This window comes from Streptomyces kanamyceticus (assembly GCF_008704495.1).
Lineage (GTDB): Bacteria > Actinomycetota > Actinomycetes > Streptomycetales > Streptomycetaceae > Streptomyces > Streptomyces kanamyceticus.
This window is the reverse complement of record NZ_CP023699.1, coordinates 3,161,842-3,187,130: the sequence shown is the minus strand read 5'-3', so window position 1 is coordinate 3,187,130 and position 25,289 is coordinate 3,161,842. Positions and strand designations below refer to the sequence as shown.

Sequence of the window (25,289 nt, the reverse complement as noted above, 5' to 3'; positions counted from 1 at the left end):
GCCGTCGTCACGCCACCCGGAGCACGATCTTGCCCTGAGTACGGCCCAGTTCGCCGTGCGCGTGCGCCTTCGCGGCCTCCTCCAGGGGCAGCACCGTGTCGATCTCGGCGCGGAGCCTGCCCTCGTCGACCAGGCGGGCGATCTCCAGGAGGCCGAGGCGGTCCGGCTCGACGACCGTCCACCCGGTGTGTACGCCGAGCTCCGCGGCCCGCACGGGGTCCGGCAGGCCGCCGGGGTCGGGCAGGGTCACCAGGTGGCCGCCGCGGCGCAGGACGGGCAGGGAGCGCTCGCCGTACGCGCCGCCCACGCCGTCCAGGACGATGTCCACGTCGCGCACCGCCTCGGCGAAGTCCACGCGCGTGTAGTCGACGACCTCGTCCGCGCCGAGGTCTCGCAGGAACGCGTGCTTCTCCGCGCGGGCGGTCCCGATGACGTACGCGCCGTGGGCCTTGGCGATCTGTACGGCGAGGTGCCCGACGCCACCGGCCGCGGCGTGGACCAGGACCCGTTGCCCGGCCCGCAGCCCGGCCGTCTCGACGAGCCCCTGCCAGGCGGTGAGCGCCGCGAGGGGCAGCGCGGCGGCCGCCACGTGGTCCACGCTCCGCGGCTTGGGCGCGAAGCGCCGGGCGGGCGCCGCGACGAACTCCGCGTATCCGCCGGTCTGCTCGGGGAAGCGAGGCATGCCGAACACCTCGTCGCCGGGCCGGTACAGGGTCACTCCGGGGCCCACCTCCTCGACGACGCCCGACACGTCGTAGCCGAGGATCGGCGTGTCCCCCCAGGTGCCGAAGGCGCCCTCGGCGCGGGTCTTCCAGTCCACGGGATTGACGCCCGCCGCGTGCACCCGGACCAGGATCTCCGTCAGTCCCGGCTCGGGCCGGTCGACCTCCACGGGCACCAGGTTTTCGGGGGCGCCCCAGGCGCGGGGGCTGACGGCACGCATCTTCATGGTCTTCCTCTTTCGACTCTGCCAAGAACCGCCGAGAACGGCTGGTCAGCCCAGAGTGCGTCGCCCCGGCCGATCATTGTGCTGGCAGTTTGGCCATGATGTGACAGGATTCGGCCATGGACCGCAGTGGCACACATCGCGTGGCCGTCCTCGCCCTGGACGGCGTGTACGCCTTCGAGCTGGGCATCCCCTCGCGAGTCTTCGGCACGGCGCGGGACGAGCGGCAGCGGCCGCTGTACGACGTCGTGGTCTGCACGGTCGACGGGCGCCCGGTGCGCACGGACTCCGGCTTCACGGTGTCGGCGGAGCACGGCCCCGAGGCCCTGGAGCGGGCGGACACCGTGGTGATCCCGCCGACCAGGGACTTCGACGAGGGGATGGCGGGCGATGAGCTGCCGGAGCCGGTGGCCGCCGCCCTCGGCCGGATCGGACCCGGCACCAGGATCGTCTCGTTCTGCAACGCCTCGTACGTCCTGGCCGCCCTCGGCCTGCTCGACGGGCGCCCCGCGACGACGCACTGGCACGTCGCCGAGGACTTCCAGCGGTCCTTCCCCAGGATCAAGGTCGACGCGGACGTGCTCTTCGTGGACGACGGCGACGTGCTGACCGCGGCGGGCGTGGCCGCGGGCATCGACCTCTGTCTGCACCTGGTGCGCCGCGACCACGGCTCCGCCGTCGCCAACCACGTCGCCCGGCAGTGCGTCGTACCGCCCTGGCGCGACGGCGGTCAGGCCCAGTACATCGAGCGGCCCGTCCCCGAGCCGACGCTCGCCACCACGGCCGCCACGCGCGCGTGGGCCCTCGAAAGGCTCCAGGAGCCGCTGTCCCTGGGCGAGTTGGCCGCCCACGCGCGCATGAGCCTGCGCACCTTCACGCGGCGCTTCCAGGAGGAGGTGGGCCTGCCGCCGGGTCGCTGGCTCACCGGCCAGCGCCTCGAACTGGCCAGGACACTCCTGGAGTCGAGCGACCTGCCCGTCGACGTGGTGGCCCACCGCGCCGGATTCGGCACCGGCAACTCCCTGCGCCAGCACATGCGCGCCGTCCTCGGCGTCTCGCCCGCCGCCTACCGCAGGACGTTCACGGCGACTCGATGACCTCCACCTCGTAGAAGCAGAAGTGGTCCTTGATCGCGGCCACGTCCGGCTTCGGGTCGGGGTAGGCCCACACCGCGTCGGCCGCGTCCGGCAGCGACCAGTACGAGGCCGTGCCCTTGAACGGGCAGTACGTGGTGGTGTCGGAGGCGGTCAGCAGGTCGGTGCGGACATCCTCCGGAGGGAGGTAGTGGCGCACCGGGCAGCCCGTCTCGCGCAGCAGCAGCGGACGCCCGCTCTCCGCCACGACCTGCCCGTCGCGCACCACGCGTACGTGGTCGGTGCCCTGCTCGATGGTGATCCGGTGTCCTGCGGCCACGGCCGTGCCTCCTCGTCGATGGGTTCCCTGCGCGGAACGTACCGTGGGCGCATGAACATCTGCGTCTTCCTTTCCGCCGCCGACCTCGACGAGCGCTACACGCGCCCCGCCCGCGAATTCGCCGAACTGCTCGGCAAGGGCGGCCACACGCTGGTCTGGGGCGGTTCCGAGAGCGGTCTGATGAAGGTCGTGGCGGACGGCGTCGACGAGACGGGAGGCGGGCTCGTGGGCGTCTCCGTGGACTTCCTCGCGGACAGGGCGAGGGTCGTCACCGCCCCCGACGAGATGGTGATCGCCCGCGACCTCGCCGAGCGCAAGGCCCTCCTCCTGGAGAAGGCCGACGCGGTCGTGATCATGGTCGGCGGCACCGGGACGCTCGACGAGGCCACCGAGATCCTGGAACTGAAGAAGCACGGCAAGCACACCAAGCCGGTCGTCCTGCTGAACTCCGCCGGTTTCTACGACGGCCTCAAGGAGCAGTTCCGCCGCATGGAGGACGAGGGCTTCCTGCCCCTCCCGCTGGCCGACCTCGTCTTCTTCGCGGAGGAGCCGGTGGGCGCGCTCGCGTACCTGGAGGAATCTTTGGGCACCCAGTGATGCGAGCATGGCGGGTATGGCAACACATGTGATCACCGGGGCGGGCTCCGGCATCGGCGCGGCCGTCGCCCGCCGCCTCCACGCACGCGGCGACGACCTCGTCCTGCACGCGCGCGACGCGGGCCGCGCCAAGGAGCTCGCCGCCCAGTTCCCCGGCGCGAGCACCCTCGTGGGGGACCTCTCCGACCCCGACAAGCTCTCCTGGGCCTTCGGCCACCAGTCGCTGCCCGCCCAGGTCGACTCCCTGCTGCACATCGCGGGCGTCGTCGACCTCGGCCCGGTCGGCGAGCTGACCCCCAAGGCCTGGCGCCACCAGCTCAACGTCAACCTCATCGCACCCGCCGAGCTGACCCGGCACTTCCTGCCCCAACTGCGGCTCTCCCAGGGGCACGTGGTCTTTGTCAACTCCGGCGCGGGCCTCAGCGCGAGCCCCGAATGGTCCGCGTACGCCGCCTCCAAGCACGGCCTGAAGGCGCTCGCCGACTCGCTGCGCCAGGAGGAGCACGCGGGCGGTGTCCGGGTCACCTCCGTCTACCCGGGCCGCACGGCGAGCGCCATGCAGGTCAAGGTCCACCAGCAGCAGGGCATGGAGTACGACGCGTCCCGCTGGATCGACCCCGAGTCGGTCGCCACGACCATCGTCATGGCCCTGGACCTGCCGCGCGACGCGGAGGTCAACGACCTGACGGTGCGGCCGGGACGATGAACGACCTCCGTTGGGGCCCGGCGACCGGCGTCGGGTCCATGCCGGGCGGCGACGCCCGCGAGGCCGCCAAGACCGTCACGGGCAGCTTCGAGGGCCCCGAGCAGGGCATTCCCTACCTCGCCGAACTGCCCGCGCGCGGGCCAGGCGCCGACATGATCGGCCGCACCGCCGGACTGCTCACCGAGCTCTACGCGCGCGTGGAGCCCAGCGGCTGGCGGATCGGCGACCGGCCGGGGCGCGACACCCGGCGGGCCAGGGCCTGGCTCGGCGAAGACCTCGACGCCCTGGAGGAGTTCACCCAGGGGTACGAGGGCCCGCTCAAGGTCCAGGCCGTGGGGCCCTGGACGCTCGCCGCCGCCCTTGAGCTCAGGAACGGCGAGGCCGCGCTCTCCGACCCCGGCGCCTGCCGCGACCTCGCGGCCTCGCTCGCCGACGGGCTGCGCGCGCACCTCGCCGACGTCCGGCGCCGGGTGCCCGGGGCGCGGGTGGTCCTCCAGCTCGACGAGCCGTCGCTGATCGCCGTGCTGCGCGGACAGATCAAGACCGCCAGCGAGTACCGCACGCACCGCGCCGTGGACCGCCAGCTCGTGGAGAGCACCCTGCGGGACGTCCTCGCCGTCCGGGGCGACGCGGCATCCGTGGTCCACTCCTGCGCGCCCGACGTGCCGTTCGCGCTGCTTCGCCGCGCCGGGGCCGACGCGGTCTCCTTCGACTTCTCGCTGCTCACCGAGCGTGACGACGAGGTGATCGGTGAGGCGGTCGAGGGGGGTACGAAGCTCTTCGCCGGTGTCGTGCCCGGCGTGGACGGCGGATTGTCAGACCCTGCCGGTAGCGTCATGGGTGTCAGGACGCTGTGGCGCAGGCTGGGGCTGAATCCGGGATCACTCGCGGAGTCGGTCGTGGTCACTCCGTCGTGCGGGCTCGCGGGTGCTTCTCCCGCGTACGCACGCGCGGCGCTCGCCCACTGTGTCAAGGCGGCGAGATCACTCGCGGACAACCCTGAGTAATTGGGTATGACATAACGGGAGGACGAAACGGTGGCTGTCGAACAGCAAGGCTCTGTGCCCGCCGAGGCACGGGATCAGCATGCCCAGCTGGCCGAACAGATCGAGGAGCACCGCTTCCGGTACTACGTGAAGGACCAACCGGTCGTCAGCGACGCCGAGTTCGACAAGCTCCTGCGTTCTCTCGAAGCCCTGGAGGAGAAGCATCCGGAGCTGCGCACCCCGGATTCGCCCACCCAGAAGGTCTCCGGCGCGTACGAGACGGAGTTCACCTCGGTCGAGCACCGCGAGCGGATGCTCTCCCTGGACAACGCCTTCGACGACGAGGAGCTGGCCGCCTGGGCGGAGCGCGTCGCCAAGGACGTCGGCTCGCCGGGCTACCACTTCCTGTGCGAGCTGAAGGTCGACGGCCTCGCGGTCAACCTCACCTACGAGGACGGCAAGCTGACCCGCGCCGCGACCCGCGGCGACGGCCGCACCGGCGAGGACATCACACCGAACGTCCGCACGATCGCCGACATCCCCGACCGCCTCAAGGGCGACCGCGTGCCCGCCCTCGTCGAGATCCGCGGCGAGGTCTTCTTCCCGATGGAGAAGTTCGAGGAGCTGAACGCCCGCCTGGTGGAGGCGGGCGACAAGCCCTTCGCCAACCCGCGCAACGCGGCGGCGGGTTCGCTGCGTCAGAAGGACCCGCGCATCACCGCCACGCGCCCGCTGCACATGGTGGTGCACGGCATCGGCGCCCGCGAGGGCTTCGACATCGACTGCCTCAGCCACGCCTACGAGCTGCTCCACGAATGGGGCCTGCCCACCGCCCAGCACAACAAGGTGGTCGACGACCTCCAGGGCGTCCGCGACTTCATCGCGTACTTCGGGGAGAACCGCCACTCCGTGGCGCACGAGATCGACGGCGTCGTCGTCAAGCTCGACGAGATCCCGCTGCAAGGCCGCCTCGGCTCCACCTCGCGCGCCCCGCGCTGGGCCATCGCCTGGAAGTACGCGCCCGAGGAGGTCAACACCAAACTCATCAACATCCGCGTGGGCGTCGGCCGCACCGGCCGCGTCACGCCGTACGCCCAGGTGGAACCCGTCACCGTCGCGGGCTCCGAGGTCGAGTTCGCGACCCTGCACAACCAGGACGTGGTGAAGAAGAAGGGCGTCTTCATCGGCGACACGGTCGTCCTGCGCAAGGCGGGCGACGTCATCCCGGAGATCCTCGGCCCCGTCGTGGACCTGCGGGACGGCAGCGAGCGGGAGTTCGTGATGCCCGCCGAGTGCCCCGAGTGCGGCACGGCGCTGCGGCCCATGAAGGAGGGCGACATCGACCTCCGCTGCCCCAACGCCCAGACGTGCCCCGCCCAGTTGCGTGAACGTCTCTTCTACCTGGCGGGCCGCAAGAGCCTGGACATCGAGAACTTCGGGTACGTCGCGGCGGCCGCGCTCACCAGGCCCCTGGAGCCCGCGGAGCCGCCGATCCGCGACGAGGGCGACATCTTCGACCTGAAGATCGAGGAACTGCTCCCCATCAAGTCGTACGTCCTCGACCAGGACTCCGGCCTGCCCAAGCGCGACCCGAAGACCGGCGAGGAGAAGGTCGTGACCTTCTTCGCCAACCAGAAGGGCGAGGCGAAGAAGAACTCCCTCGCCATGCTGGAGAACATCGCGGCGGCCAAGGACCGGCCGCTCGCCCGCGTCCTGACGGGCCTCTCGATCCGGCACGTAGGACCGGTGGCCGCCGAGGCGCTGGCCCGCGAGTTCCGTTCCATCGACCGCATCGAACAGGCCACGGAGGAGGAGCTGGCCGTGGTGGAGGGCGTCGGCGGCACCATCGCCGCCTCCCTCAAACAGTGGTTCGCCGAGGAGTGGCACCGCGAGATCCTGCGCAAGTGGCGGGCGGCGGGCGTCCGCATGGAGGAAGAGGCGAGCGGCGAGGACGAGGGCCCCCGGCCGCTCGAAGGACTCACGGTCGTGGTCACCGGGACCCTCGAGCACCACACCCGGGATGGCGCGAAAGAGGCGCTGCAGAGCCGTGGCGCCAAGGTGACCGGTTCCGTTTCGAAGAAGACCGCGTTCGTGGTTGTGGGGGACAACCCCGGATCCAAGTACGACAAGGCCATGCAACTGAAGGTTCCGGTTCTCAATGAGGAAGGCTTCGCTGTCCTGCTCGAACAGGGACCGGACGCGGCGAAGGAAGTCGCGCTTCCGACCGAGGAGTAGCGGTTGAAGGCCACCCGTTCAGCGCATACCAGATGCATACGGGTGGCCGGGTCGCATTCGGGCAACCGTAGTCGACCGCTGCCCGTGGAAGCCTTCTGCGGCCTACTGTTGAGGTGTGCGCCTGCCGTGCCCCGCTGCTAACGGGGTATCTCCTGCTCATCGAGAGCTTGGAAGGGGGCATCCCCCACTCGGCGCGGGTTCGGGAGTGGGGCACCCCGTGCTCGTCAGGGCTAGGGGCAGAAGCATCGGACGCGGTCGACTCCGGACCGGGTCCGCGTGGCGTGGGCACCGCCGGCTGTGAGAGGGACGGGAATGGAACCGACCGAGAGCGCCGCCCCGGACTCACGGCTGCGCGCGCGCCTATGGCGCGCGCCGGGAGCCTGGCTGCGTGGCCGCCGGGAAGCACCGACCACCAACACCACCCTGAGCAAGGCCCCGGCGGGAACGGGGGCGCTGAGCACGGCGATAGAACCCCGCGAGCGCGCCTGGAGCGGCCCCGAAGGACGCGGCCCCGACAGCCCCTGCCCCCTGGCGACACCGGGTGGCTCCTCCGTGCCGCCCGTCCGCGAGCCCTGGCCGCTGCTGCCCGTCGTGGTCGTCACGGCCGCCGCCGTCCTGCTCGGCACCGCCGTCTTCCAGGCGCTCACGGGCAGGCACCCGCTCTTCCCCGCGGGCACCGCGGGCTGGTCCCTCGCCGTCCTCACTGGCCTCATCGTGGGCCATCTGGTCGCTCTGGGCCGCGACCGCTGGTGGGGCGGCACCGGATCGGGCGGCGCGCTCACCGTCGCCGTCCTGCTGCTCTACGGCTGGGTGCCCGCGGGCCTGGTCAGCCTCACCGTCGTCGTCCTGGTCGGCGCCGCCCGCAGACACCGCTGGCGGCAGGGCGTGCTGCACGGCGCGGTCGACATCCTCGGCATCGGCGCGGGCGCGCTCACGCTCGCCGCGTTCGGCACCGCGCCGACGACCGAGTCGCCCTGGCTGCCCGAGACCTGGGACCTGTACACCGCGTTCGAGGTGGCGCTCGTCGCCGTCGCCTATCTCGCCGTCACCCGCGTCCTGCTCTGGTACGTGCACGCGCCGCGCACCGGCGCCCTGCCGACCGTCACCCGCACGGCTCTGGTCAGACAGGGCCTCCTCAGCATCGCGCTGCTCGGCATCGCCCCGCTGATCTGCGTGGTGGCGATCTCCCTGCCGATCCTGCTGCCCCTCTTCGCGATCCCGCTGGTGGCGCTCGACTCCACCCTCTGGATCGCCAGGGCCAGGGCGGAGGAGCAGCTACGCGACCCGCTGACCGGGCTGCCCAACCGGCAGTGGCTCCTGGAGCGCACCTGGACGGCGCTCGACGACGCCGAGCGGATCGGCGCGCGCTCCGCCCTGATGCTGATCGACATGGACCGCTTCCGTTCGGTCAACGACACGCTCGGCCATCTCGCCGGTGACCGGCTGCTGTTGCAGATAGCCGACCGGCTGCGGCTCGCGCTGCCGCGCGGCGCGGAGGCGGCCAGGCTCGGCGGCGACGAGTTCGCGGTGCTCCTGCCGATCGCCGACTCCACGACGTCGGCCACGCGCGTGGCGCGCCAGCTGGTCGCGGCGCTCGGCTCGCCGCTCGACCTGGACGGGCTGACGCTGGTCCTGGAGGCCAGCGCGGGCCTCGCCGTCTTCCCCGACCACGCGCTCGACGCGGAGGGGCTCCTGCGCCGGGCGGACGTCGCGATGTACCAGGCGAAGCGGGACCGCACGGGCGTCGAGGTCTACGAGTCCAAGCGCGACTCCAACACCCCTGACCGCCTGGGCCTGTTGGGCGATCTGCGGCGGGCGCTCGACGCGGGCGACGTGGAGCTGCACTACCAGCCCAAGGTCCGCTTCGACGGACAGGTCGCCGGTCTCGAGGCGCTGGTGCGGTGGGTGCACCCCGAGCGCGGCAAGGTGCCGCCGGACGAGTTCATCGCCATAGCCGAGTCCTCGGGGCTCATGCCGCACCTCACGGAGTACGTCCTGGAGACGGCTCTGGGACAGGTCGCCAAGTGGCAGGCGCAGGGCCTGAAGGTCCCCGTCGCGGTCAACGTCTCCCCGCGCGACGTCCACACCCCCGGCTTCGCGGGCGCCGTCGCCGCGCGCCTGGCCCGGCACGGAGTCCCTCCGGGCGCCCTGCAGTTGGAGATAACGGAGCACGTACTCCTGGAGGACCCGCAGCGGGCCGCCGACACCCTCGCAGGGCTCACCGGACACGGCGTCAAGATGTCCCTGGACGACTTCGGCACGGGCTACTCCTCGCTCGTGCACCTGCGTCGCCTGCCGGTGAGCGAGCTGAAGATCGACCGTTCCTTCGTGGCGCGCCTCGCCGTGGACAACGAGGACGCGGAGATCGTCCGCTGCACGGTGGACCTCGCGCATTCGCTCGGCCTTCTCGTCGTCGCCGAGGGCGTCGAGGACGACGAGACCTGGGAGCGGCTGCGCGACCTCGGCTGTGACGCCGTGCAGGGCTGGCTGGTCGCCGCGGCGATGCCCGCGGAGGAGACCACGGCCTGGCTGCGGGCGCGCGGTTCGCGCGGCTGGCAGCGCCCGGCGGACCTCGCCGCCGCGCGGGCGGCGGCAGCGGCCGCGGCGGGTGAGACCGAGCAGACCGAGGCGCCGAACGCCGCGGAGCACCCGTCAGGCCAGGCGGTGCAGTAGCCGGGAGCACACCGGGCGCGCCCGCGCATCCCGGGAGCCGCCGTATGGATGACGGTACGGAGCGCGTACGGGTTGTCGGGGCGCGGAATCGCCTTTGCTCATTGTTACGTAATGCGCTTTATGGCCCTTTGGGGATGTCAGATCGACATCATCCGGAGGGTCAAGGCCGTGTCCCGATCGCGTCTGCGCGGCAGCTCGCCGCCGCTGCGAAAACTCCTCGCCCAGTTGCTCGCCCTCGCGGTGCTCGCGTCGGGGCTCGTCCTGTTCGGCGCGGGACCCGCGGCCGCCGACAGCTGGTCGGTGGAGGGTGAGGAGAACCCCTCCACCTTCGACTGCGACCACCTGTACTACAGCAACTACCGCTCCGGGATGGAGTTCGTCAACGACGCCGCGGGCAACGCCACGATCAACAACACGGTGATCACCAAGCGGAAGACGGCGAACCCGGTCGACTACTGGTCGACCAGCATGGCGATGGGCAAGGACCCGGACGACGCGTCCAAGACCGCGGCCATCTACCAGGACTTCTACACGAACAAGATCTACAAGCACGTCTCGGGGACCAACACCGTCACCGACGAGATCGCGGGCGGGGCCACCCGCACCGCGCCCTCCGGGCACACCTGGGGCGGCATCACCGTCGCCCCGGGGAGCGGCACGCTGTACGGCGCGGAGAACGGCGGCACGTACAAGAACTTCTTCGCGATGGACCTGGCCACCGGGACCACCACGCAGTACGCGAACATCTACGACTGGGCGCCGACCGGCACCCCCTGGCGCACCGGCACGCTGGTCCCCGACATGTTCGTGGACAACGACGGCGGCGTGTACGTCGGCGTCTTCTCCGGCAGCAACACCTACCTCTACCGCATCGATTTCGCGGCCAGGAAGGTGGAGCTCGTCACCAAGATCACCGGGGCGGGCACAGGGAACGGCTTCAACAACTACGGCATGGCCTACTTCCACGGGTCGGTCTACCTCGGCTACTACAACGGCAACCTCTACAGGGTGAACCCCAAGACGGGGGTCTCCGTGGAGGTCGGCGGTCTGGCGCAGGACAACCAGACGGGCCGGGTCAAGTCCGAGAGCGGCGGCAGCTGGCCCATCAGCGACCTGGCGAGCTGCGCCGTCGCGCCCGATCTGACCAGCAACATCGAGATCGAGAAGAGCGCGAACAAGAAGACCGCGAGGCCGGGCGAAACCGTCAACTACACGGTGACCGTCAAGAACACCGGTGACGGGGCCGCCACGGGCGTGACGGTCAACGACGACCTCTCCGGAGTCGTGGACGACGCGCGGTACAACAACGACGCCGAGGCCAAGACCGCGGGCGCCAGAACCAGCACCCAGCCCGGCTACGACGCGTCGACGAAGAAGCTGAGCTGGACGGGGGACATCGCGGCGGGGGCGACCGTCACCCTCACCTACTCCGTGACGGTGGGGAAGCCGCCGGGCGGCGACAAGAAGCTGACGAACACCGTGGTGTCGGAGAAGAGCAACTGCGGAGCGGACTCCACCGACGCCGCCTGCACCTCCGAAGTCCCGATCGCCCAGCTGACCGTCAAGAAGAGTGCCTCGCCCGCGAAGGCCAAGCCGGGCGACAAGGTCACGTACACGATCACCGTCAGCAACCCGGGCGAGGCCGACTGGAAGGACGCCACGGTCACCGACGACCTGACGGACGTGGTCGACGACGCGCGGTACAACCTCGACGGCAAGGCGACGAAGGCCGACGGGAGCCAGGCCCCGGGCAGCGTCTCCTACAGCAGCGCGGACAAAAAGCTCCGCTACGTGGGCACCGTCGCCAAGGGCGCGACCATCACGATCACCTACACGGTCACCGTGGGCGATCCACCGCCCGGGAACAAGCGGCTGACGAACACCGCCGTCGGCCCCGACGAATCCAACTGCCCGCAGGGATCGAAGGATCCGGACTGCGGGACGGTCACCCCCGTCGGCGGACTCGTCATCAAGAAGACGTCCTCCAAGACCGACGCCAAGCCCGGCGACAAGGTCACCTACACGCTCACGGCGGAGAACGTCGGCGGCGCCGCGCTCAAGGACGTCACCCTCACCGACGACCTGACGGGCGTGGTGGACGACGCGACGTACGGCGACGACGCGGTGGCCAGGACGGACGGCGCGAGCACGGCCACGCAGCCGAGCTACGCCACCGCGACGAAGAAGCTCACGTGGACCGGTGACATCGCCGCGGGCAAGAAGGTGACGATCACCTACACGGTCACGGTCGGCAAGCCTCCCAAGGGCGACAAGAAGCTGATCAACGCCGTGGTCGGCCCCGACGAATCGAGCTGTCCGCCGGGCGGCACCGAACCGGACTGCGGGACGACGACCCCCGTCGGCGTACTGGAGATCAAGAAGAGCGTCAGCCCGAGCGAGGCGAAGCCGGGGGACCGGGTGACGTACACCGTCACGGTCACCAACACGGGCGAAGCCGCGTACAAGGGAGCCTCGTTCACGGACGACCTCTCCGGTGTGCTCGACGACGCCGCCTGGGACGACGTCGTCACCAGGACCTCCGGCAGCACCGCCTTCGACGCCGACGGCAAGACCCTCTCCTGGAGCGGGGACGTCGCCAAGGGCGCGAAGGTCACCGTCACCTACCGGGTGACGGTCGGCAAGCCGCCCAAGGGCGACAAGAAGCTGGCCAACGCGGTCACGGGCCCCGACGGGTCCAACTGCCCGCCGAACAGCACAGAACCGGACTGCACGAAGACCACCAAGATCCGCTCCCTGAAGATCAAGAAGACCGCTTCACCGGCGATCCCGCGGACCGGCGGCAAGGTCACGTACACGGTCACCGTCGAGAACACCGGCACCGTCGACTACGACGGCGCCACCTTCACCGACGACCTGACGGACGTGCTCGACGACGCCACGTGGGACGACAGCGCCACCGCGAACCCCGGCACGACGGCGTACGACGCCACGGCGAAGACGCTCACCTGGACCGGTGACCTCGCCGTCGGCGCCAAGGCCACCGTCACCTACACCGTCACGGTCACCAACGCGGGCGACAAGTACCTGCGCAACGTGGTCACCGGCGACGACACCGGCAACTGCCCGCCGGACTCCAAGGATCCGGACTGCCGCAAGGTGCTCCCGGAGCCGGGCCTGGAGATCAAGAAGACCGCGTCGCCCCGGAGCGCCGAGCCCGGAGACGTGATCACCTACACCGTCACCGTCCACAACAAGAAGACCAGCGACTACAAGGACGCCACCTTCACCGACGACCTGACCGGCGTCCTCGACGACGCCACCTGGAACGACGCGGTCACCAAGACCTCGGGGACGACCGCGTACGACGCCGCGAGGAAGACGTTCACCTGGACCGGCGACGTGGCCGGTGGCGCGACGGTCACCGTCACCTACAAGGTCACGGTAGGCAAGCCGCCCAAGGGCGACAAGAAGCTGAAGAACGTGGTCGTCGGCCCCGACGACTCCACGTGCGAGAAGGACGGCACGAACGGCGACTGCTCGTCCGAGACCCCGGTCGGCGTCCTGGAGATCAAGAAGACCGCATCCCCGGCCTCCGCCAAGCCGGGCCAGACCGTGACGTACACCGTGACGGTCAAGAACACCGGAGAGGCGGACTACGAAGGCGCCGCCTTCACCGACGACCTCTCCGGAGTCCTCGACGACGCGGCCTGGGACGACGACGTGAGCGCCACGTCGGGGACGACGACGTTCGACCGGGCGGGCGAGAAGTTCCGCTGGACCGGCAAGGTCGCCAAGGGCGCGACGGTCACCGTCACCTACAAGGTCACGGTCGGCAAGCCCCCGAAGGGCGACAAGAAGCTGGCCAACGCCGTCGTCGGACCCGACGGGTCCACCTGCCCCGACGGCTCCACCGACCCGGACTGCCGCAAGGTGACGCCGCTGGCCCAGCTCAAGGTCGAGAAGACCAGCTCGGCCAAGCAGGCGGCCAAGGGGCAGCGGGTCACGTACACCGTCACGATCAGGAACACCGGCGACGCCGACTACGACGGTGCCACGCTCACCGACGACCTCACCGGTGTGCTCGACGACGCCGACTGGAACGACGACGCGGCGGCGACCGAGGGGACGACGGACTTCGACCGGCCGAAGCTGACCTGGACCGGCGACGTCGCCAAGGGTGCGAAGGTCACCCTCACGTACTCGGTCACTGTCCACCTCAAGGGCGACAAGAAGCTCACCAACACGGTCGTCGTGCCCGGCTCCAACTGCGAGAAGGGCTCCGGCGACCCGGACTGCGAGACCGTCGTACCGCCCAAGCCGGAGCCGCACGGCAAGCCGCGGCTCGACATCACCAAGACCGGGGCGCCGTCCCCGGCCACCGCGGGCGGCAAGGTCGCCTACACCCTGGTCATCCGCAACACCGGCACCGCCCGCTACCAGGGGGCCAAGGTCAGCGACGACCTCGGCGGCGTCCTCGACGACGCCTCCTACAACGGGGACGCGCGGGCGAGCCGCGGCCGGGTCTCGTTCGCCGCGCCCCGTCTGACGTGGACCGGTGACCTGGCGGTCGGCGCCGTCGCGACCGTCCGCTACTCGGTCACCGTGCACAACCCGCTCAGTGGCGACAAGCGGCTGCGCAACACGGTCACCGGCGGCGACAAGTCCAACTGCCCGCTGCCGATGCCAGGGCGGTCCACGCGCGCCGGGCGCGCGCCGATCGATCCCGACTGCTCCACCGACACCCGCGTCCGCGCGCTGCGGCTGCACAAGACGGCCGAGCCCGCGGGCAAGGTGAAACGGGGCGGCACGGTCGTGTTCGTGATCTCCGCCACCAACACCGGCACCGCGGACTACGACCGGGCGTCGTTCACCGACGACCTGTCGAACGTGCTCGACGACGCGGCGTACAACGGCGACGCCCGCGCCAGCGCGGGCACCGTCCGCCGCTCCGGCGACAGCCTGGAGTGGAGCGGCCCGCTCGCCGCCGGTGAGACGGCCACCGTCACCTACTCGGTCACCGTCCGCCGCGACGGCAAGGGCGACGGCACGCTGCGCAACGCGGTCGTCACCACCACCCCCGGCGGCAACTGCCGTACGGGTGAGGAGCCGGGCTGCCGGGTGACGCCCGAGGTGACGCCGCCCGTGACGCCCCCGCCGCCGGTGCTCCCCGAGACCGGCACCGACCGGCTCTGGGCGTTCGGCGCGGTCGCGGCGCTGCTGCTCGGCGGCGCGGGTCTCCTGCTTGCCGCCAGGAGGCGCCGCTGATCCGAGCCAGGGCGCGCGCCGGACACCGACCGGACACCGAGGGGCCTTCGCGGGACATCCGCGGGGGCCCCTTCCCCGTCCCTCCCCCTACCTGGGCGGGGGCCGCTACGGAGAACTGTTTCGCGGGCACGGGACGGCGACCCATAGGATTGGGGTCACAACCCGCACACTCACCCCTGAGGATCGCCGCATGCCTGGCATTACGCGCGAGGAGGTCGCCCACCTCGCCCGCCTTGCACGTCTGGAGCTGAAGGCCGAGGAGCTCGACCACTTCGCCGGACAGCTCGACGACATCATCGGCGCGGTCGCCCGCGTCTCGGAGGTCGCCGACCAAGACGTACCGCCGACCTCGCACCCGCTGCCGCTGACGAACGTCATGCGCGCGGACGAGGTCCGTCCGTCGCTCACCCCCGAGCAGGCGCTCTCGGGCGCCCCGGCCCAGGAGCAGCAGCGTTTCAAGGTGCCGCAGATCCTGGGGGAGGACTAAAAGAACATGACGGACATCATCAAGCTCACCGCCGCCCAGGTCGCGGCGAAGGTCGCCTCCGGCGAGCTCACCGCCGTCGAGGTCACCGAGGCCCACCTGGCCCGCATCGAAGCCGTCGACGAGAAGGTGCACGCCTTCCTGCACGTCGACCGCGAGGGCGCGCTCGCGCAGGCCCGCGCCGTCGACGAGAAGCGCGCCAAGGGCGAGAAGCTCGGCCCGCTGGCCGGCGTCCCGCTCGCGCTCAAGGACATCTTCACCACCGAGGGCGTGCCGACCACGGTCGGCTCCAAGATCCTCGAAGGCTGGATCCCGCCGTACGACGCGACGGTCACCAAGCGCCTGAAGGCCGCCGACGTCGTCATCCTCGGCAAGACCAACATGGACGAGTTCGCCATGGGGTCGTCGACGGAGAACAGCGCGTACGGGCCGACGGGCAACCCTTGGGACCTCACCCGCATCCCCGGCGGCTCCGGCGGCGGCTCGTCCGCCGCGCTCGCCGCCTACGAGGCCCCGCTCGCCATCGGCACGGACACCGGCGGCTCCATCCGCCAGCCCGCGGCCGTCACCGGCACGGTCGGTGTCAAGCCCACCTACGGCGGCGTCTCGCGCTACGGCATGGTCGCCTTCTCCTCCTCGCTCGACCAGGGCGGCCCCTGCGCGCGCACGGTGCTCGACGCCGCGCTCCTGCACGAGGTCATCGCAGGTCACGACCCGCTCGACTCGACGTCCATCGACGCCCCGGTCCCGCAGGTCGTCGAGGCCGCGCGCAACGGCTCCGTGGCGGGCATGCGCGTCGGCGTCGTCAAGCAGTTCCGCGGCGAGGGCTACCAGGCCGGTGTCGTCCAGCGCTTCGACGAGTCGGTGGAGCTGCTCAAGGAGCTCGGCGCCGAGATCGTCGAGCTCGACTGCCCGACGTTCGACCTGGCGCTCTCCGCGTACTACCTGATCGCGCCCTCCGAGTGCTCCTCGAACCTCGCCCGGTTCGACGCCATGCGCTACGGCCTGCGCGTCGGCGACGACGGCACGAAGTCCGCCGAGGACGTCACCGCGCTGACCCGCGAGGCCGGTTTCGGCGACGAGGTCAAGCGCCGCGTCATCCTGGGCACGTACGCGCTGAGCTCCGGCTACTACGACGCGTACTACGGCAGCGCCCAGAAGGTCCGCACCCTCATCACCCGTGAGTTCGAGGCCGCCTTCGAGCAGGTCGACGTGATCGTCTCGCCGACCACGCCGACCACCGCCTTCCCGATCGGCGAGCGCGCCGACGACCCGATGGCGATGTACCTCGCGGACCTGTGCACCATCCCGACCAACCTGGCGGGCAACGCCGCCATGTCGCTGCCCTGCGGCCTCGCGCCGGAGGACGGCCTGCCCGTCGGGCTGCAGATCATCGCCCCCGCCATGAAGGACGACCGCCTGTACAAGGTGGGCGCTGCCGTCGAGGCCGCCTTCGTGGAAAAGTGGGGGCACCCGCTGCTCGAGGAGGCTCCGTCGCTGTGAGTGCCATGACCAAGGCCAAGGGCTTCAAGAAGTCCAAGACCGGTACGTATCTGTCGATCGGCACCACCGCGTTCGGCGCGATCAGCGTGCTCAAGCAGGCCAAGAAGGCCCGCTACGAGCACGACACGCTCCGTCTCGTGGACGCCGTCGTCTCCGCTGCCGCCATCGCCACCGGCGTCGCGCTGCTCTTCCGTGAGCTCAAGCGCCTCGGCGACGACGACGTCCTGCTGGGCTGAGAGGGAAAGTTTCACCGTGACTGTCACTACTGACCTGGTGTCGTACGAGGAAGCCCTCGCGACGTACGACCCCGTCATGGGCCTCGAGGTCCATGTCGAGCTCGGCACCAAGACCAAGATGTTCTGCGGCTGTTCGACGACGCTCGGCGCCGACGCGAACTCGCAGACCTGCCCGACCTGCCTCGGCCTGCCGGGCGCGCTGCCGGTGGTCAACGAGATCGGCGTCGAGTCGGCCATCAAGATCGGTCTCGCGCTGAACTGCGAGATCGCCGAGTGGTGCCGCTTCGCCCGGAAGAACTACTTCTATCCGGACATGCCGAAGAACTTCCAGACCTCGCAGTACGACGAGCCGATCGCCTTCAACGGCTATCTGGACGTCCAGCTGGAGGACGGCGAGATCTTCCGCGTGGAGATCGAGCGCGCCCACATGGAGGAGGACACCGGCAAGTCCACGCACGTGGGCGGCGCGACGGGCCGCATCCAGGGCGCCTCGCACTCGCTCCTGGACTACAACCGCGCCGGTATCCCGCTCATCGAGATCGTCACCAAGCCGATCGAGGGCGCGGGCGAGCGGGCCCCCGAGGTCGCCAAGGCGTACGTCGCCGAGCTGCGCGAGGTCATCAAGGCGCTCGACGTCTCCGAGGCCCGCATGGACAAGGGCCAGATGCGCTGCGACGTGAACCTCTCGCTGCGCCCGCACGGGCGCGAGGAGTTCGGCACGCGCTCGGAGACGAAGAACGTGAACTCGCTGCGTTCCGTGGAGCGCGCCGCGCGCTTCGAGATCCAGCGGCACGCGGCCGTCCTGAACGGCGGCGGCACGATCGTCCAGGAGACCCGGCACTTCCACGAGGAAGACGGCTCCACGACGTCCGGCCGCATCAAGGACAACGCCGAGGACTACCGCTACTTCCCCGAGCCGGACCTGGTCCCCGTCGCTCCCGCCAGGGAGTGGGTCGAGAAGCTGCGGGCCGCCCTGCCCGAGATGCCGCGGGTGCGCCGCAACCGCCTCCGCGAGGAGTGGGGCGTCACCGAGCACGACATGCAGTCGATCCTCAACGCGGGCGCGGTCGACCCGATCGTCGCCACCACCGAGGCGGGCGCCGACGCGGCGTCGGCCCGCAAGTGGTGGATGGGCGAACTGGCCCGCAACGCCAACGAGTCGGGCAAGGCCCTCGAAGAGCTCGCCATCACCCCGGCGCAGGTCGCCCGGGTGACCGAGCTCGTCGCCGCCGGTGACCTGAACGACAAGCTGGCGCGTCAGGTCATCGAGGGCGTCCTCAAGGGCGAGGGCACGCCGGACGAGGTCGTCGAGAAGCGCGGCCTGAAGGTCGTCTCCGACGAGGGCGCGCTGACGACGGCCGTCGACGAGGCCATCGCGGGCAACGCGGCCATCGCCGACAAGATCCGCGGCGGCAAGGTCGCCGCGGTCGGCGCGCTGGTCGGCGCGGTCATGAAGGCCACGCGCGGCCAGGCCGACGCGGCCCGCGTCAAGGAGCTCATCCTGGAGAGGCTGGGCGTCAGCGAGGGCTGAGGTCTGCTTCTGCGGTAGGCGAGGGGCGGTACACCTTCGGGTGTGCCGCCCCTCGCTGTGTCGCCCGGTCCTCATGTCGCCCGGTCCTCATGGCACGTGGTCCTCATGGCACCTGGTCCTCGCTAGGCGCTGCGAACGGCTCGAAGAACATGTACTCCAACGGGTCCTGGTCCCTGCCCAGCCGGAAGAACCCGTCGGCGGCCGGGCGCCCGCCGCGCAGCCAGTTCAGGAGTGTCGCGCTGAAGTTCCCCGCCAGCGGCGGTCCTTGCGCCGCGTGCCGGGGATTGACGGCGACGCGCCACAGGTCGGGGTCGTCGCCCTCGGCGCACCAGCCGATCTGGTCCCCGTCGATGGTCGAGGCGACGGGCAGGAATCCGCCGGGCGCGGGCCAGGCGGGCAGCGGGAAGTCCTCGGGGAAGTCCTCCCGCAGGCCGGCGTATCCCTCCAGCATCTCCTCGACGCCCGCCGCGAGACCGCCCCTGTGGTCGAGGTCGAGCGGGGCGGGCATGTCGAGCCACCAGCTCCAGATCCCCGCCCCGTACGTCCGGGCCAGTGCCACGAAGTCCGCGGGAAGCCGCGTGCCGAGCCGCGCGAAGAGCTCCTCCCAACTGCCCTTGCCCAGCTGGGGAGCGAGCGGCGGCGGTATCAGCGCGGTGATCGCGTCGAGGCCCTCGCCCTCGGTGAGCGCGGCGTGCTGGCGGGCGTCCACGTACGTCCCCCGGGGCGGCGGGGACCAGGGGGCGGCGTCGGCCAGCGGGGCCCAGGTGCGCACGGCGCCCGGCAGCGGTCCGAGCGTCCTGCCGGTCCTGGTGGGGTGGTGGACGCCGGTGCGCAGGGCCGTGCACAGGAAGTCGAGCAGCGGGACCTCGTACGCCACCCAGGGCGCGTCGCCGCCGACCGCGACGGACGTGGTCAGGAGCGTCACCGGCCAGGCGTCCGGGTTCCGGGACGCCGAGGTGTCCCAGAACAGGTGGTCGCCGTCCGAGGTCGTGGCGAAGGCGAGCAGTCCGCCCTCCTCGGGCAGGAAGCGGCGCTTCTCCTGGGTGAACATGCGCGGCCTGATCGCGGAGTGCCGGTGGGTCTCGACCAGCCAGGAGCCGTACGCATAGCGGCCGTCGGCGCTCACGCACGGCGTGTGCAGGCGGATGGCGGCGGAGTCCGGATGGCCTGTTTCCACCGGTCCGTACGCCGATGCGAGCGCCTTGTAGTCCGCGGGCAGCGGGGTCTCCAGCCAGGCTTCCACCGCGGCCCAGTCGACGGCGGGCGCCGGGTCGGGAGGCGGTCCGACCAGGGCCGTGAAGGCGCTGATGCGCGCGGTGAGATCCATGGTTCCGAGGATGACACCCGGCACTGACAACGCCGCCCTGAGCGGGAATCAGCATCATTCCGTCCAGAACCATTTGGACGTTCACCGCGACTTTGGCCCACGGACTTCACAGGTAAACCGGACGTCACTAGCGTCCCCGCCGAACAGGTCAATGGATCAACCGTGAACCATTGGGTGTCAACTGGGAGGTCGGACGTGGGAGATGTGACTGGGGAGATGTCGCGCAGACGCCTGATGGCGATCGGCGGGGGCGCGCTCGGGGCCGCCGCGGTGGGCTCGTTCCTGCCGCCGTCGCTGCAGGAGGCGCTCGCGCGGGAGCCGCGGCACGGGGGCGGCGGGCTCGACTCGATCGAGCACGTCGTCATCCTGATGCAGGAGAACCGCTCCTTCGACCACTACTTCGGGTCCCTGCGCGGCGTGCGCGGCTTCGGTGACCGCAACGCGATCACCCTGCCCAGCGGCAAGTCCGTCTTCGAGCAGCCCGGCGGGGTGCGCACGATCCTGCCCTTCCCGGTCCGCGGGGCCGCCGAGACGCAGAAGAAGGACCTGCAGTACATCGGGGCGCTCGACCACTCCTGGAGCGGTGGCTCCAAGGCGTGGCACGACGGCTGGTCGGACGGCTGGATCACCGCCAAGACCGCGGCCACGATGGCGTACTACACGCGCCAGGACATCCCGCTGCACTACGAACTCGCCGACACCTTCACCGTCTGCGACGCCTACCACTCCTCCATCCACACCTCCACCAGCCCCAACCGCAACCACCTGTGGAGCGGCAAGACCGGCTACGAGGCGAACGGCAAGCGGGCCGTCGGCAACGACGCGTACGACGAGGGCACGCACCCCGGCTACGACTGGGGGACGTACGCCGAGCGCCTGGAGAAGGCGGGCGTGAGCTGGCAGACGTACACGGAGTGGGAGAACTTCACCGACAACCAGATCGAGTTCTTCGCCACCTTCAAGGCCATCGCCCGCAAGGTCCTCGCCGGGACCGGCCTCACCTACATGGAGGCCTTCTACGCCAAGGTGCGCGACGCCAAGGACGAGGCCGAGCGCGCCAAGCTGCTCGCCGCCCTGGACGCGGGCGTCGCCACGCTGACCAGGCGCGAGCGGTCCCTCTTCGAACGCGGTCTGCGACGGGTGCCCACCGGGAAGCTCGCCGAGGAGTTCGCCAAGGACGTCGCGGGCGGCAAGCTCGCGAAGGTCAGCTATCTGGTGCCGTCCGCCCAGGACTCCGAGCATCCCAGCGTCTCCTCGCCGATCCACAGCGCGACCATCGTCTACAAGGTGCTCGACGCGCTCGCCTCGCACCCCGAGGTGTGGCGGCGCACCGCCGTGTTCATCAACTACGACGAGAACGACGGCTTCTTCGACCACGTGCCGCCGCCCGTGCCGGGCACCGAGTCCGCCGAGGACAAGGAGGAGCGCTGGGAGGGGAAGCCGACCGGGCTCGGCGTGCGCGTGCCCATGCTGGTCGTCTCGCCGTGGACCGTCGGCGGATACGTCTGCTCCGAAGTCTTCGACCACACCTCCGTAGTGCGCTTCCTGGAGAAGTGGACCGGGGTGCGGGAGCCCAACATCAGTGCCTGGCGCCGCAAGGTCACCGGTGACCTGACCGGCGCCTTCGACTTCCGGCGCGGCCACCGGCAGCCCGAGGTCGAGCAGCCCGGCGCCATACCGGAGTTCAGCGGCCGCTGGGCCCCGCAGCCGCCCCTGAAGCAGTCGATGCCCGTCCAGGAGCCAGGATCCCGCCGCGCCCGCCCGCTGCCGTACCAGCCCGACGCGGACGTCACGCCCGGCGAGGGCGGCGCGCTCACGGTGCGGCTGCGCAACGGCGGCAGCTCCAGCGCGCACTTCGCGCTCTATCCGTACGCCGGTGAGTTCACGGCCCCGCAGCACCGGGACGTCGTGCGCAAGGGCTCATGGACCGTGCCGGTGCCCGGCGACGCGTACGCCTTCACGGTCACCGGGCCGAACGGCTTCCGGCGCGAGTTCGAGGGCGGCAGGCCGGGCAAGGGCGGTGGGCACGGCCAGGGCGGCGGCGCGCGGCTCGCCTCCGCGATCACCCGTCGTGAGATCCACCTCACACTGGCCAACCGCGGCCGCGGGCAGCTCGTCTTCACGGTCAAGCCGCTCGGATATGTGGATGAATCCGACATTCGTTCGCGGACACGGACCGTCCGGGTCCGGGCGGGAAGCAGCCGCACCATCGCCTGGCGGACCGCCGACGAGCACGGCTGGTACGACGTCGAGGTCACCGCCGAGGGCGACGAAGCCTTCCGGCGACGGCTGATGGGCCACATCGAGAACGGGCGCCCGAGCGTCTCGGGCTGAGGTCCGGGCGTGAGGGGCGCGCGGGGGCTCGGTGCGAGCCCCCGCGCGCCCCTCACGCGGCCCCAGTGCACCTCTTGTGCCCTTGTGACTAAGGCCACGAAAGGGACTAAGGATCTCCAAGGGCTGTCAAGGTGACCCTGGCGCTCATGTCGCCTTTCAAGCGTTCTTTGCGGGCTGTTCGGTTGATCCACGGCTGTTCCCGATAAAGATCCACGAATCACCCAGGGAGCCAGCCCGTGGCCGCACTCGCCCGGTGGTGCGTCAGGCACCGCCTCGTCGTCGTCCTGCTGTGGCTCCTCGCCTTCGGCGGCGCCGCATCGGCCGCCGCGGTCGCCGGATCCGCGTACTCCAACGACTACGAGGTGCCCGGCACCGAGTCGGGCCGCGCCACCCAGCTCCTGAACCAGGGCTTCCACGGCCTCGGCGGCGACAGCGACACCGTCGTCTGGCACACCGAGCCCGGCACCTCCGTGCGCGCGGCCGACGTCGAGCAGACGGTGTCCAAGGCCCTGGACAAGATCGCCGAGATGCCCGCGGTGGCATCCGTTACCAGTCCGTACGACGCCAAGGGTGCGAGCCAGATCAGCGCCGACGGCCGTACGGCGTACGCGACCGTCACCTTCCACGAGCAGGCCGACGACATCGCGAAGGCGGACGCGCAGGCGGTCGTCGACACCGCCAAGAGCGCCGCGTCGGACGACCTCCAGGTCGAGCTGGGCGGCACCGCCATCGGGCTCACCGAGTCCAAGAGCGCCCAGATCGCCGAGATCGTCGGGGTCGCGGTCGCCGCCGTCGTCCTCTTCCTCGCCTTCGGCTCGCTCGCCGCCGCCGCGCTGCCCATCGCCACCGCGCTCGTCTCGGTGGGCACGGCGTACGCGGGGATCGCGCTGCTCGGCCACGTGATGACGGTCGCGGACTTCGCACCGATGCTGGGCACTCTGATCGGGCTCGGCGTCGGCATCGACTACGCCCTGTTCATCGTGACCAGACACCGCAAGGGCCTCAAACGCGGCCTTTCCGTGCCCGTCGCCGCCGAGCGGGCGGTCGCCACCACCGGACGCGCCGTGGTCTTCGCGGGCGCCACCGTCTGCATCGCCCTGCTCGGCATGCTCATCCTGCGGCTCAGCTTCCTCAACGGCGTCGCGATCGCCGCCTCGATCACCGTGGTCCTCACCGTGGCCGCGTCCGTGACCCTGCTGCCCGCCCTCCTGTCCTGGATCGGGCCGCGCGCGCTCAGCCGCCGCGAACGGCGCGGACTCGCCGACCACGGGCCCGAACCGGAGCTGCCGACCGGCTTCGCCGCCCGCTGGGCCGCCTTCGTGGAGCGCCACCCCAAGCTGCTCGGCGGCATCGCCGTCGTCGTCATGGCCGTGCTCGCGCTGCCCACCTTCGCGCTCCACCTGGGCACCTCCGACCAGGGCAACAACCCGGCCAAGGCCACCACCCGACAGGCGTACGACCTCTTGGCCGACGGTTTCGGTCCCGGCGTGAACGGTCCGCTGACCCTGGTCAGCGAGGTCTACGGAGCGGGCGACCGCAACGCGCTCACCGACCTCGGCACCACCCTGAAGTCGACCCAGGGCGTGGCCTCCGTGAGCCCGGTGACGTACGACGAGAGCGGCCGCACCGCCTTCCTCACGGTCGTGCCCGACTCGGCCCCGCAGTCCGAGGCGACCAGCGAACTCGTCGACCGGCTCCGCGGCGACGTGCTGCCGAAGGCGGGCGCGGACAGCTCCCTCGACGTGCGGGTCGGCGGCGTCACCGCGAGCTACGACGACTTCGCGGAGATCATCGTCGGCAAGCTGCCGCTCTTCGTGGGCGTCGTCATCGGGCTCGGCTGCGTACTGCTCCTGCTGGCCTTCCGCTCGATCGGCATTCCGCTCAAGGCCGCCGCGATGAACGTCGCCGCGGTCGCCTCCGCCTTCGGGATCGTCGTCGCGATCTTCCAGTGGGGCTGGGGGAGCGAGCTGCTCGGGCTCGGCAGGGCCGGGCCCATCGAACCCTTCCTGCCCGTGATCATGGTGTCGGTGCTCTTCGGCCTCTCCATGGACTACCAGGTCTTCCTGGTCAGCCGGATGTACGAGGAGTGGCTGGAGACCGGTGACAACCGCAGGGCCGTGCGGGTCGGTCTCGCCGAGACCAGCCGCGTCATCAACTCCGCGGCCGTGATCATGATTTCGGTCTTCCTCGCCTTCGTGCTGAGCGGCGACCGGGTCATCGCGATGTTCGGCATCGCGCTCGCGGCGGCGGTCGCGCTCGACGCCTTCGTCCTGCGGACACTGCTCGTGCCCGCGCTCATGCACCTGCTCGGCGGCGCCAACTGGTGGCTGCCCAAGCGCCTGGACCGGCTGCTTCCGCGCATCAGCATCGAGCCGCCGGAATGTCGTTCGAATGCGCGCGGTGATCGTGCGAGGATCCCGCAACAGCGGGACCTGCATGACGACGCACATGACGACGCACATGACGACGCACGTGAGGTGAAGGAGCGAGATGTTCGCGATATCGCTGGGCGAGGGCGCTGAGCTGAGGCCGGTCGAGCCGTGGCAGGCACAGGAATTCCTGGAGCACGTCGACAGGGCGCGTGAGTACACGGGGCCGTGGGTGCCCTTCACCGTGACCGTGAAGGACCTGGAGACCGCGCGCGAGCTCCTCCAGAGATACGCGGACAAGAAGGCCGCCGACACCGGCAGCTTCTACGGCATCTGGGTCGACGGCACGCTCGTCGGCGGTGTCGCCTTCCGGATCTTCGACACGAGCGTCGACGGCTGTGAGCTCGCCGTCTGGCTGGAGCCGGCGATGGCCGGGCGCGGCCTGATCAACAAGGCGTCGCGGGTCCTCGTCGACTGGGCGATCGACGAGCGCGGCATGCACCGCGTGGAGTGGCTCGTGTCCTCCCTCAACGACCGCAGCAAGGCGGCGGCCAAGCGGCTCGGATTCACCCTGGACGGCGTGCTGCGGGAGAGCTTCCCCTGGCAGGGCGTGCGGCACGACATGGAGGTGTGGGCGGTGCTCGCGCCGGAGTGGCGGGCGCTGCGGGAGGAACGGGCCGCGCGGGCCGCCGTTCATTAAGAAAGCTCTCAGACTCCGTCCGT

At 70.8% G+C, this 25,289-nt stretch carries 17 protein-coding genes; 14 read left to right on the top strand and 3 right to left on the bottom strand.

Annotated elements, in window-relative coordinates; translation table 11 throughout:
- Positions 1–7: 7 nt before the first annotated feature.
- The gene (locus tag CP970_RS12760) at positions 8–943 is read right to left on the bottom strand and encodes an NADP-dependent oxidoreductase (RefSeq protein WP_055544831.1); all 936 of its coding nucleotides are present in this window, start codon (positions 941–943) and stop codon (positions 8–10) included.
- A gap of 122 nt (positions 944–1,065) precedes the next feature.
- Here CP970_RS12760 and CP970_RS12755 point away from each other — a divergent pair, with 122 nt between their 5' ends.
- Positions 1,066–2,043 (top strand): GlxA family transcriptional regulator, encoded by a 978-nt coding sequence (locus CP970_RS12755; protein WP_055544806.1) that lies wholly within the window; start codon positions 1,066–1,068, stop codon positions 2,041–2,043.
- Here the strand turns inward: CP970_RS12755 and CP970_RS12750 are convergent.
- Positions 2,027–2,359 (bottom strand): DUF427 domain-containing protein, encoded by a 333-nt coding sequence (locus CP970_RS12750; RefSeq protein WP_055544805.1) that lies wholly within the window; start codon positions 2,357–2,359, stop codon positions 2,027–2,029. The genes CP970_RS12755 and CP970_RS12750 overlap by 17 nt on opposite strands.
- A 51-nt stretch (positions 2,360–2,410) precedes the next feature.
- Between CP970_RS12750 and CP970_RS12745 the strand changes: the two genes are divergently transcribed.
- From CP970_RS12745 to gatB, 10 genes are all read left to right on the top strand, one after another.
- On the top strand, positions 2,411–2,956 hold the full coding sequence (locus CP970_RS12745; protein ID WP_055544804.1) for an LOG family protein: 546 nt from the start codon (positions 2,411–2,413) through the stop codon (positions 2,954–2,956).
- Between the two features lie 7 nt (positions 2,957–2,963).
- The gene (locus CP970_RS12740) at positions 2,964–3,662 is read left to right on the top strand and encodes an SDR family oxidoreductase (protein ID WP_055544803.1); all 699 of its coding nucleotides are present in this window, start codon (positions 2,964–2,966) and stop codon (positions 3,660–3,662) included.
- Positions 3,659–4,669, top strand: a complete 1,011-nt coding sequence (locus CP970_RS12735) for a methionine synthase (protein ID WP_055544802.1) — start codon at positions 3,659–3,661, stop codon at positions 4,667–4,669. Before CP970_RS12740 ends, CP970_RS12735 begins: the two co-directional genes overlap by 4 nt.
- A gap of 30 nt (positions 4,670–4,699) precedes the next feature.
- The gene (gene ligA, locus CP970_RS12730) at positions 4,700–6,883 is read left to right on the top strand and encodes an NAD-dependent DNA ligase LigA (protein WP_055544801.1); all 2,184 of its coding nucleotides are present in this window, start codon (positions 4,700–4,702) and stop codon (positions 6,881–6,883) included.
- Between the two features lie 528 nt (positions 6,884–7,411).
- A complete protein-coding gene (locus CP970_RS12725) occupies positions 7,412–9,556 on the top strand; it encodes a putative bifunctional diguanylate cyclase/phosphodiesterase (RefSeq protein ID WP_420855547.1) in 2,145 nt (714 codons plus the stop codon).
- 168 nt (positions 9,557–9,724) lie between these two features.
- Positions 9,725–14,782: a DUF11 domain-containing protein gene (locus CP970_RS12720; protein ID WP_169801196.1), complete on the top strand. Its 5,058-nt coding sequence runs from the start codon at positions 9,725–9,727 to the stop codon at positions 14,780–14,782.
- A 190-nt stretch (positions 14,783–14,972) separates the two neighbouring features.
- On the top strand, positions 14,973–15,269 hold the full coding sequence (gene gatC, locus CP970_RS12715) for an Asp-tRNA(Asn)/Glu-tRNA(Gln) amidotransferase subunit GatC (protein ID WP_010984178.1): 297 nt from the start codon (positions 14,973–14,975) through the stop codon (positions 15,267–15,269).
- A 6-nt stretch (positions 15,270–15,275) separates the two neighbouring features.
- Positions 15,276–16,769: an Asp-tRNA(Asn)/Glu-tRNA(Gln) amidotransferase subunit GatA gene (gatA, locus tag CP970_RS12710; protein ID WP_055544798.1), complete on the top strand. Its 1,494-nt coding sequence runs from the start codon at positions 15,276–15,278 to the stop codon at positions 16,767–16,769.
- Between the two features lie 5 nt (positions 16,770–16,774).
- On the top strand, positions 16,775–17,005 hold the full coding sequence (locus CP970_RS12705) for a hypothetical protein (protein WP_055544797.1): 231 nt from the start codon (positions 16,775–16,777) through the stop codon (positions 17,003–17,005).
- Between the two features lie 16 nt (positions 17,006–17,021).
- Positions 17,022–18,536 carry an Asp-tRNA(Asn)/Glu-tRNA(Gln) amidotransferase subunit GatB gene (gene gatB, locus CP970_RS12700; RefSeq protein ID WP_055544796.1) on the top strand — a complete coding sequence of 505 codons (1,515 nt, stop codon included), beginning with the start codon at positions 17,022–17,024 and terminating at the stop codon, positions 18,534–18,536.
- A gap of 103 nt (positions 18,537–18,639) precedes the next feature.
- On the opposite strand, the gene CP970_RS12695 is transcribed toward gatB, so the two are convergent.
- Positions 18,640–19,863: an SMI1/KNR4 family protein gene (locus CP970_RS12695; protein WP_224058403.1), complete on the bottom strand. Its 1,224-nt coding sequence runs from the start codon at positions 19,861–19,863 to the stop codon at positions 18,640–18,642.
- Between the two features lie 204 nt (positions 19,864–20,067).
- Between CP970_RS12695 and CP970_RS12690 the strand changes: the two genes are divergently transcribed.
- The 3 genes from CP970_RS12690 to CP970_RS12680 all read left to right on the top strand — a co-directional run bounded on the left by CP970_RS12690 (position 20,068) and on the right by CP970_RS12680 (position 25,266).
- Positions 20,068–22,197 carry a phosphocholine-specific phospholipase C gene (locus CP970_RS12690; protein WP_055544794.1) on the top strand — a complete coding sequence of 710 codons (2,130 nt, stop codon included), beginning with the start codon at positions 20,068–20,070 and terminating at the stop codon, positions 22,195–22,197.
- 236 nt (positions 22,198–22,433) lie between these two features.
- Complete coding sequence (locus tag CP970_RS12685; protein WP_055544793.1) at positions 22,434–24,719, top strand: MMPL family transporter; 2,286 nt, start codon at positions 22,434–22,436, stop codon at positions 24,717–24,719.
- A complete protein-coding gene (locus CP970_RS12680; RefSeq protein WP_055544792.1) occupies positions 24,688–25,266 on the top strand; it encodes a GNAT family N-acetyltransferase in 579 nt (192 codons plus the stop codon). Before CP970_RS12685 ends, CP970_RS12680 begins: the two co-directional genes overlap by 32 nt.
- The last annotated feature ends 23 nt before the right edge of the window (positions 25,267–25,289 follow it).

Excerpts from the sequence above, each read along its gene's own strand:
- CP970_RS12680 (WP_055544792.1), top strand. The coding sequence starts at position 24,688 with ATGTTCGCGATATCGCTGGGCGAGGGCGCTGAGCTGAGGCCGGTCGAG.
- CP970_RS12695 (WP_224058403.1), bottom strand. The coding sequence starts at position 19,863 with ATGGATCTCACCGCGCGCATCAGCGCCTTCACGGCCCTGGTCGGACCG.
- CP970_RS12735 (WP_055544802.1), top strand. The coding sequence starts at position 3,659 with ATGAACGACCTCCGTTGGGGCCCGGCGACCGGCGTCGGGTCCATGCCG.
- CP970_RS12705 (WP_055544797.1), top strand. The coding sequence starts at position 16,775 with ATGACCAAGGCCAAGGGCTTCAAGAAGTCCAAGACCGGTACGTATCTG.
- gatA (WP_055544798.1), top strand. The coding sequence starts at position 15,276 with ATGACGGACATCATCAAGCTCACCGCCGCCCAGGTCGCGGCGAAGGTC.
- CP970_RS12755 (WP_055544806.1), top strand. The coding sequence starts at position 1,066 with ATGGACCGCAGTGGCACACATCGCGTGGCCGTCCTCGCCCTGGACGGC.
- CP970_RS12740 (WP_055544803.1), top strand. The coding sequence starts at position 2,964 with ATGGCGGGTATGGCAACACATGTGATCACCGGGGCGGGCTCCGGCATC.
- CP970_RS12760 (WP_055544831.1), bottom strand. The coding sequence starts at position 943 with ATGCGTGCCGTCAGCCCCCGCGCCTGGGGCGCCCCCGAAAACCTGGTG.
- gatC (WP_010984178.1), top strand. The coding sequence starts at position 14,973 with ATGCCTGGCATTACGCGCGAGGAGGTCGCCCACCTCGCCCGCCTTGCA.
- CP970_RS12745 (WP_055544804.1), top strand. The coding sequence starts at position 2,411 with ATGAACATCTGCGTCTTCCTTTCCGCCGCCGACCTCGACGAGCGCTAC.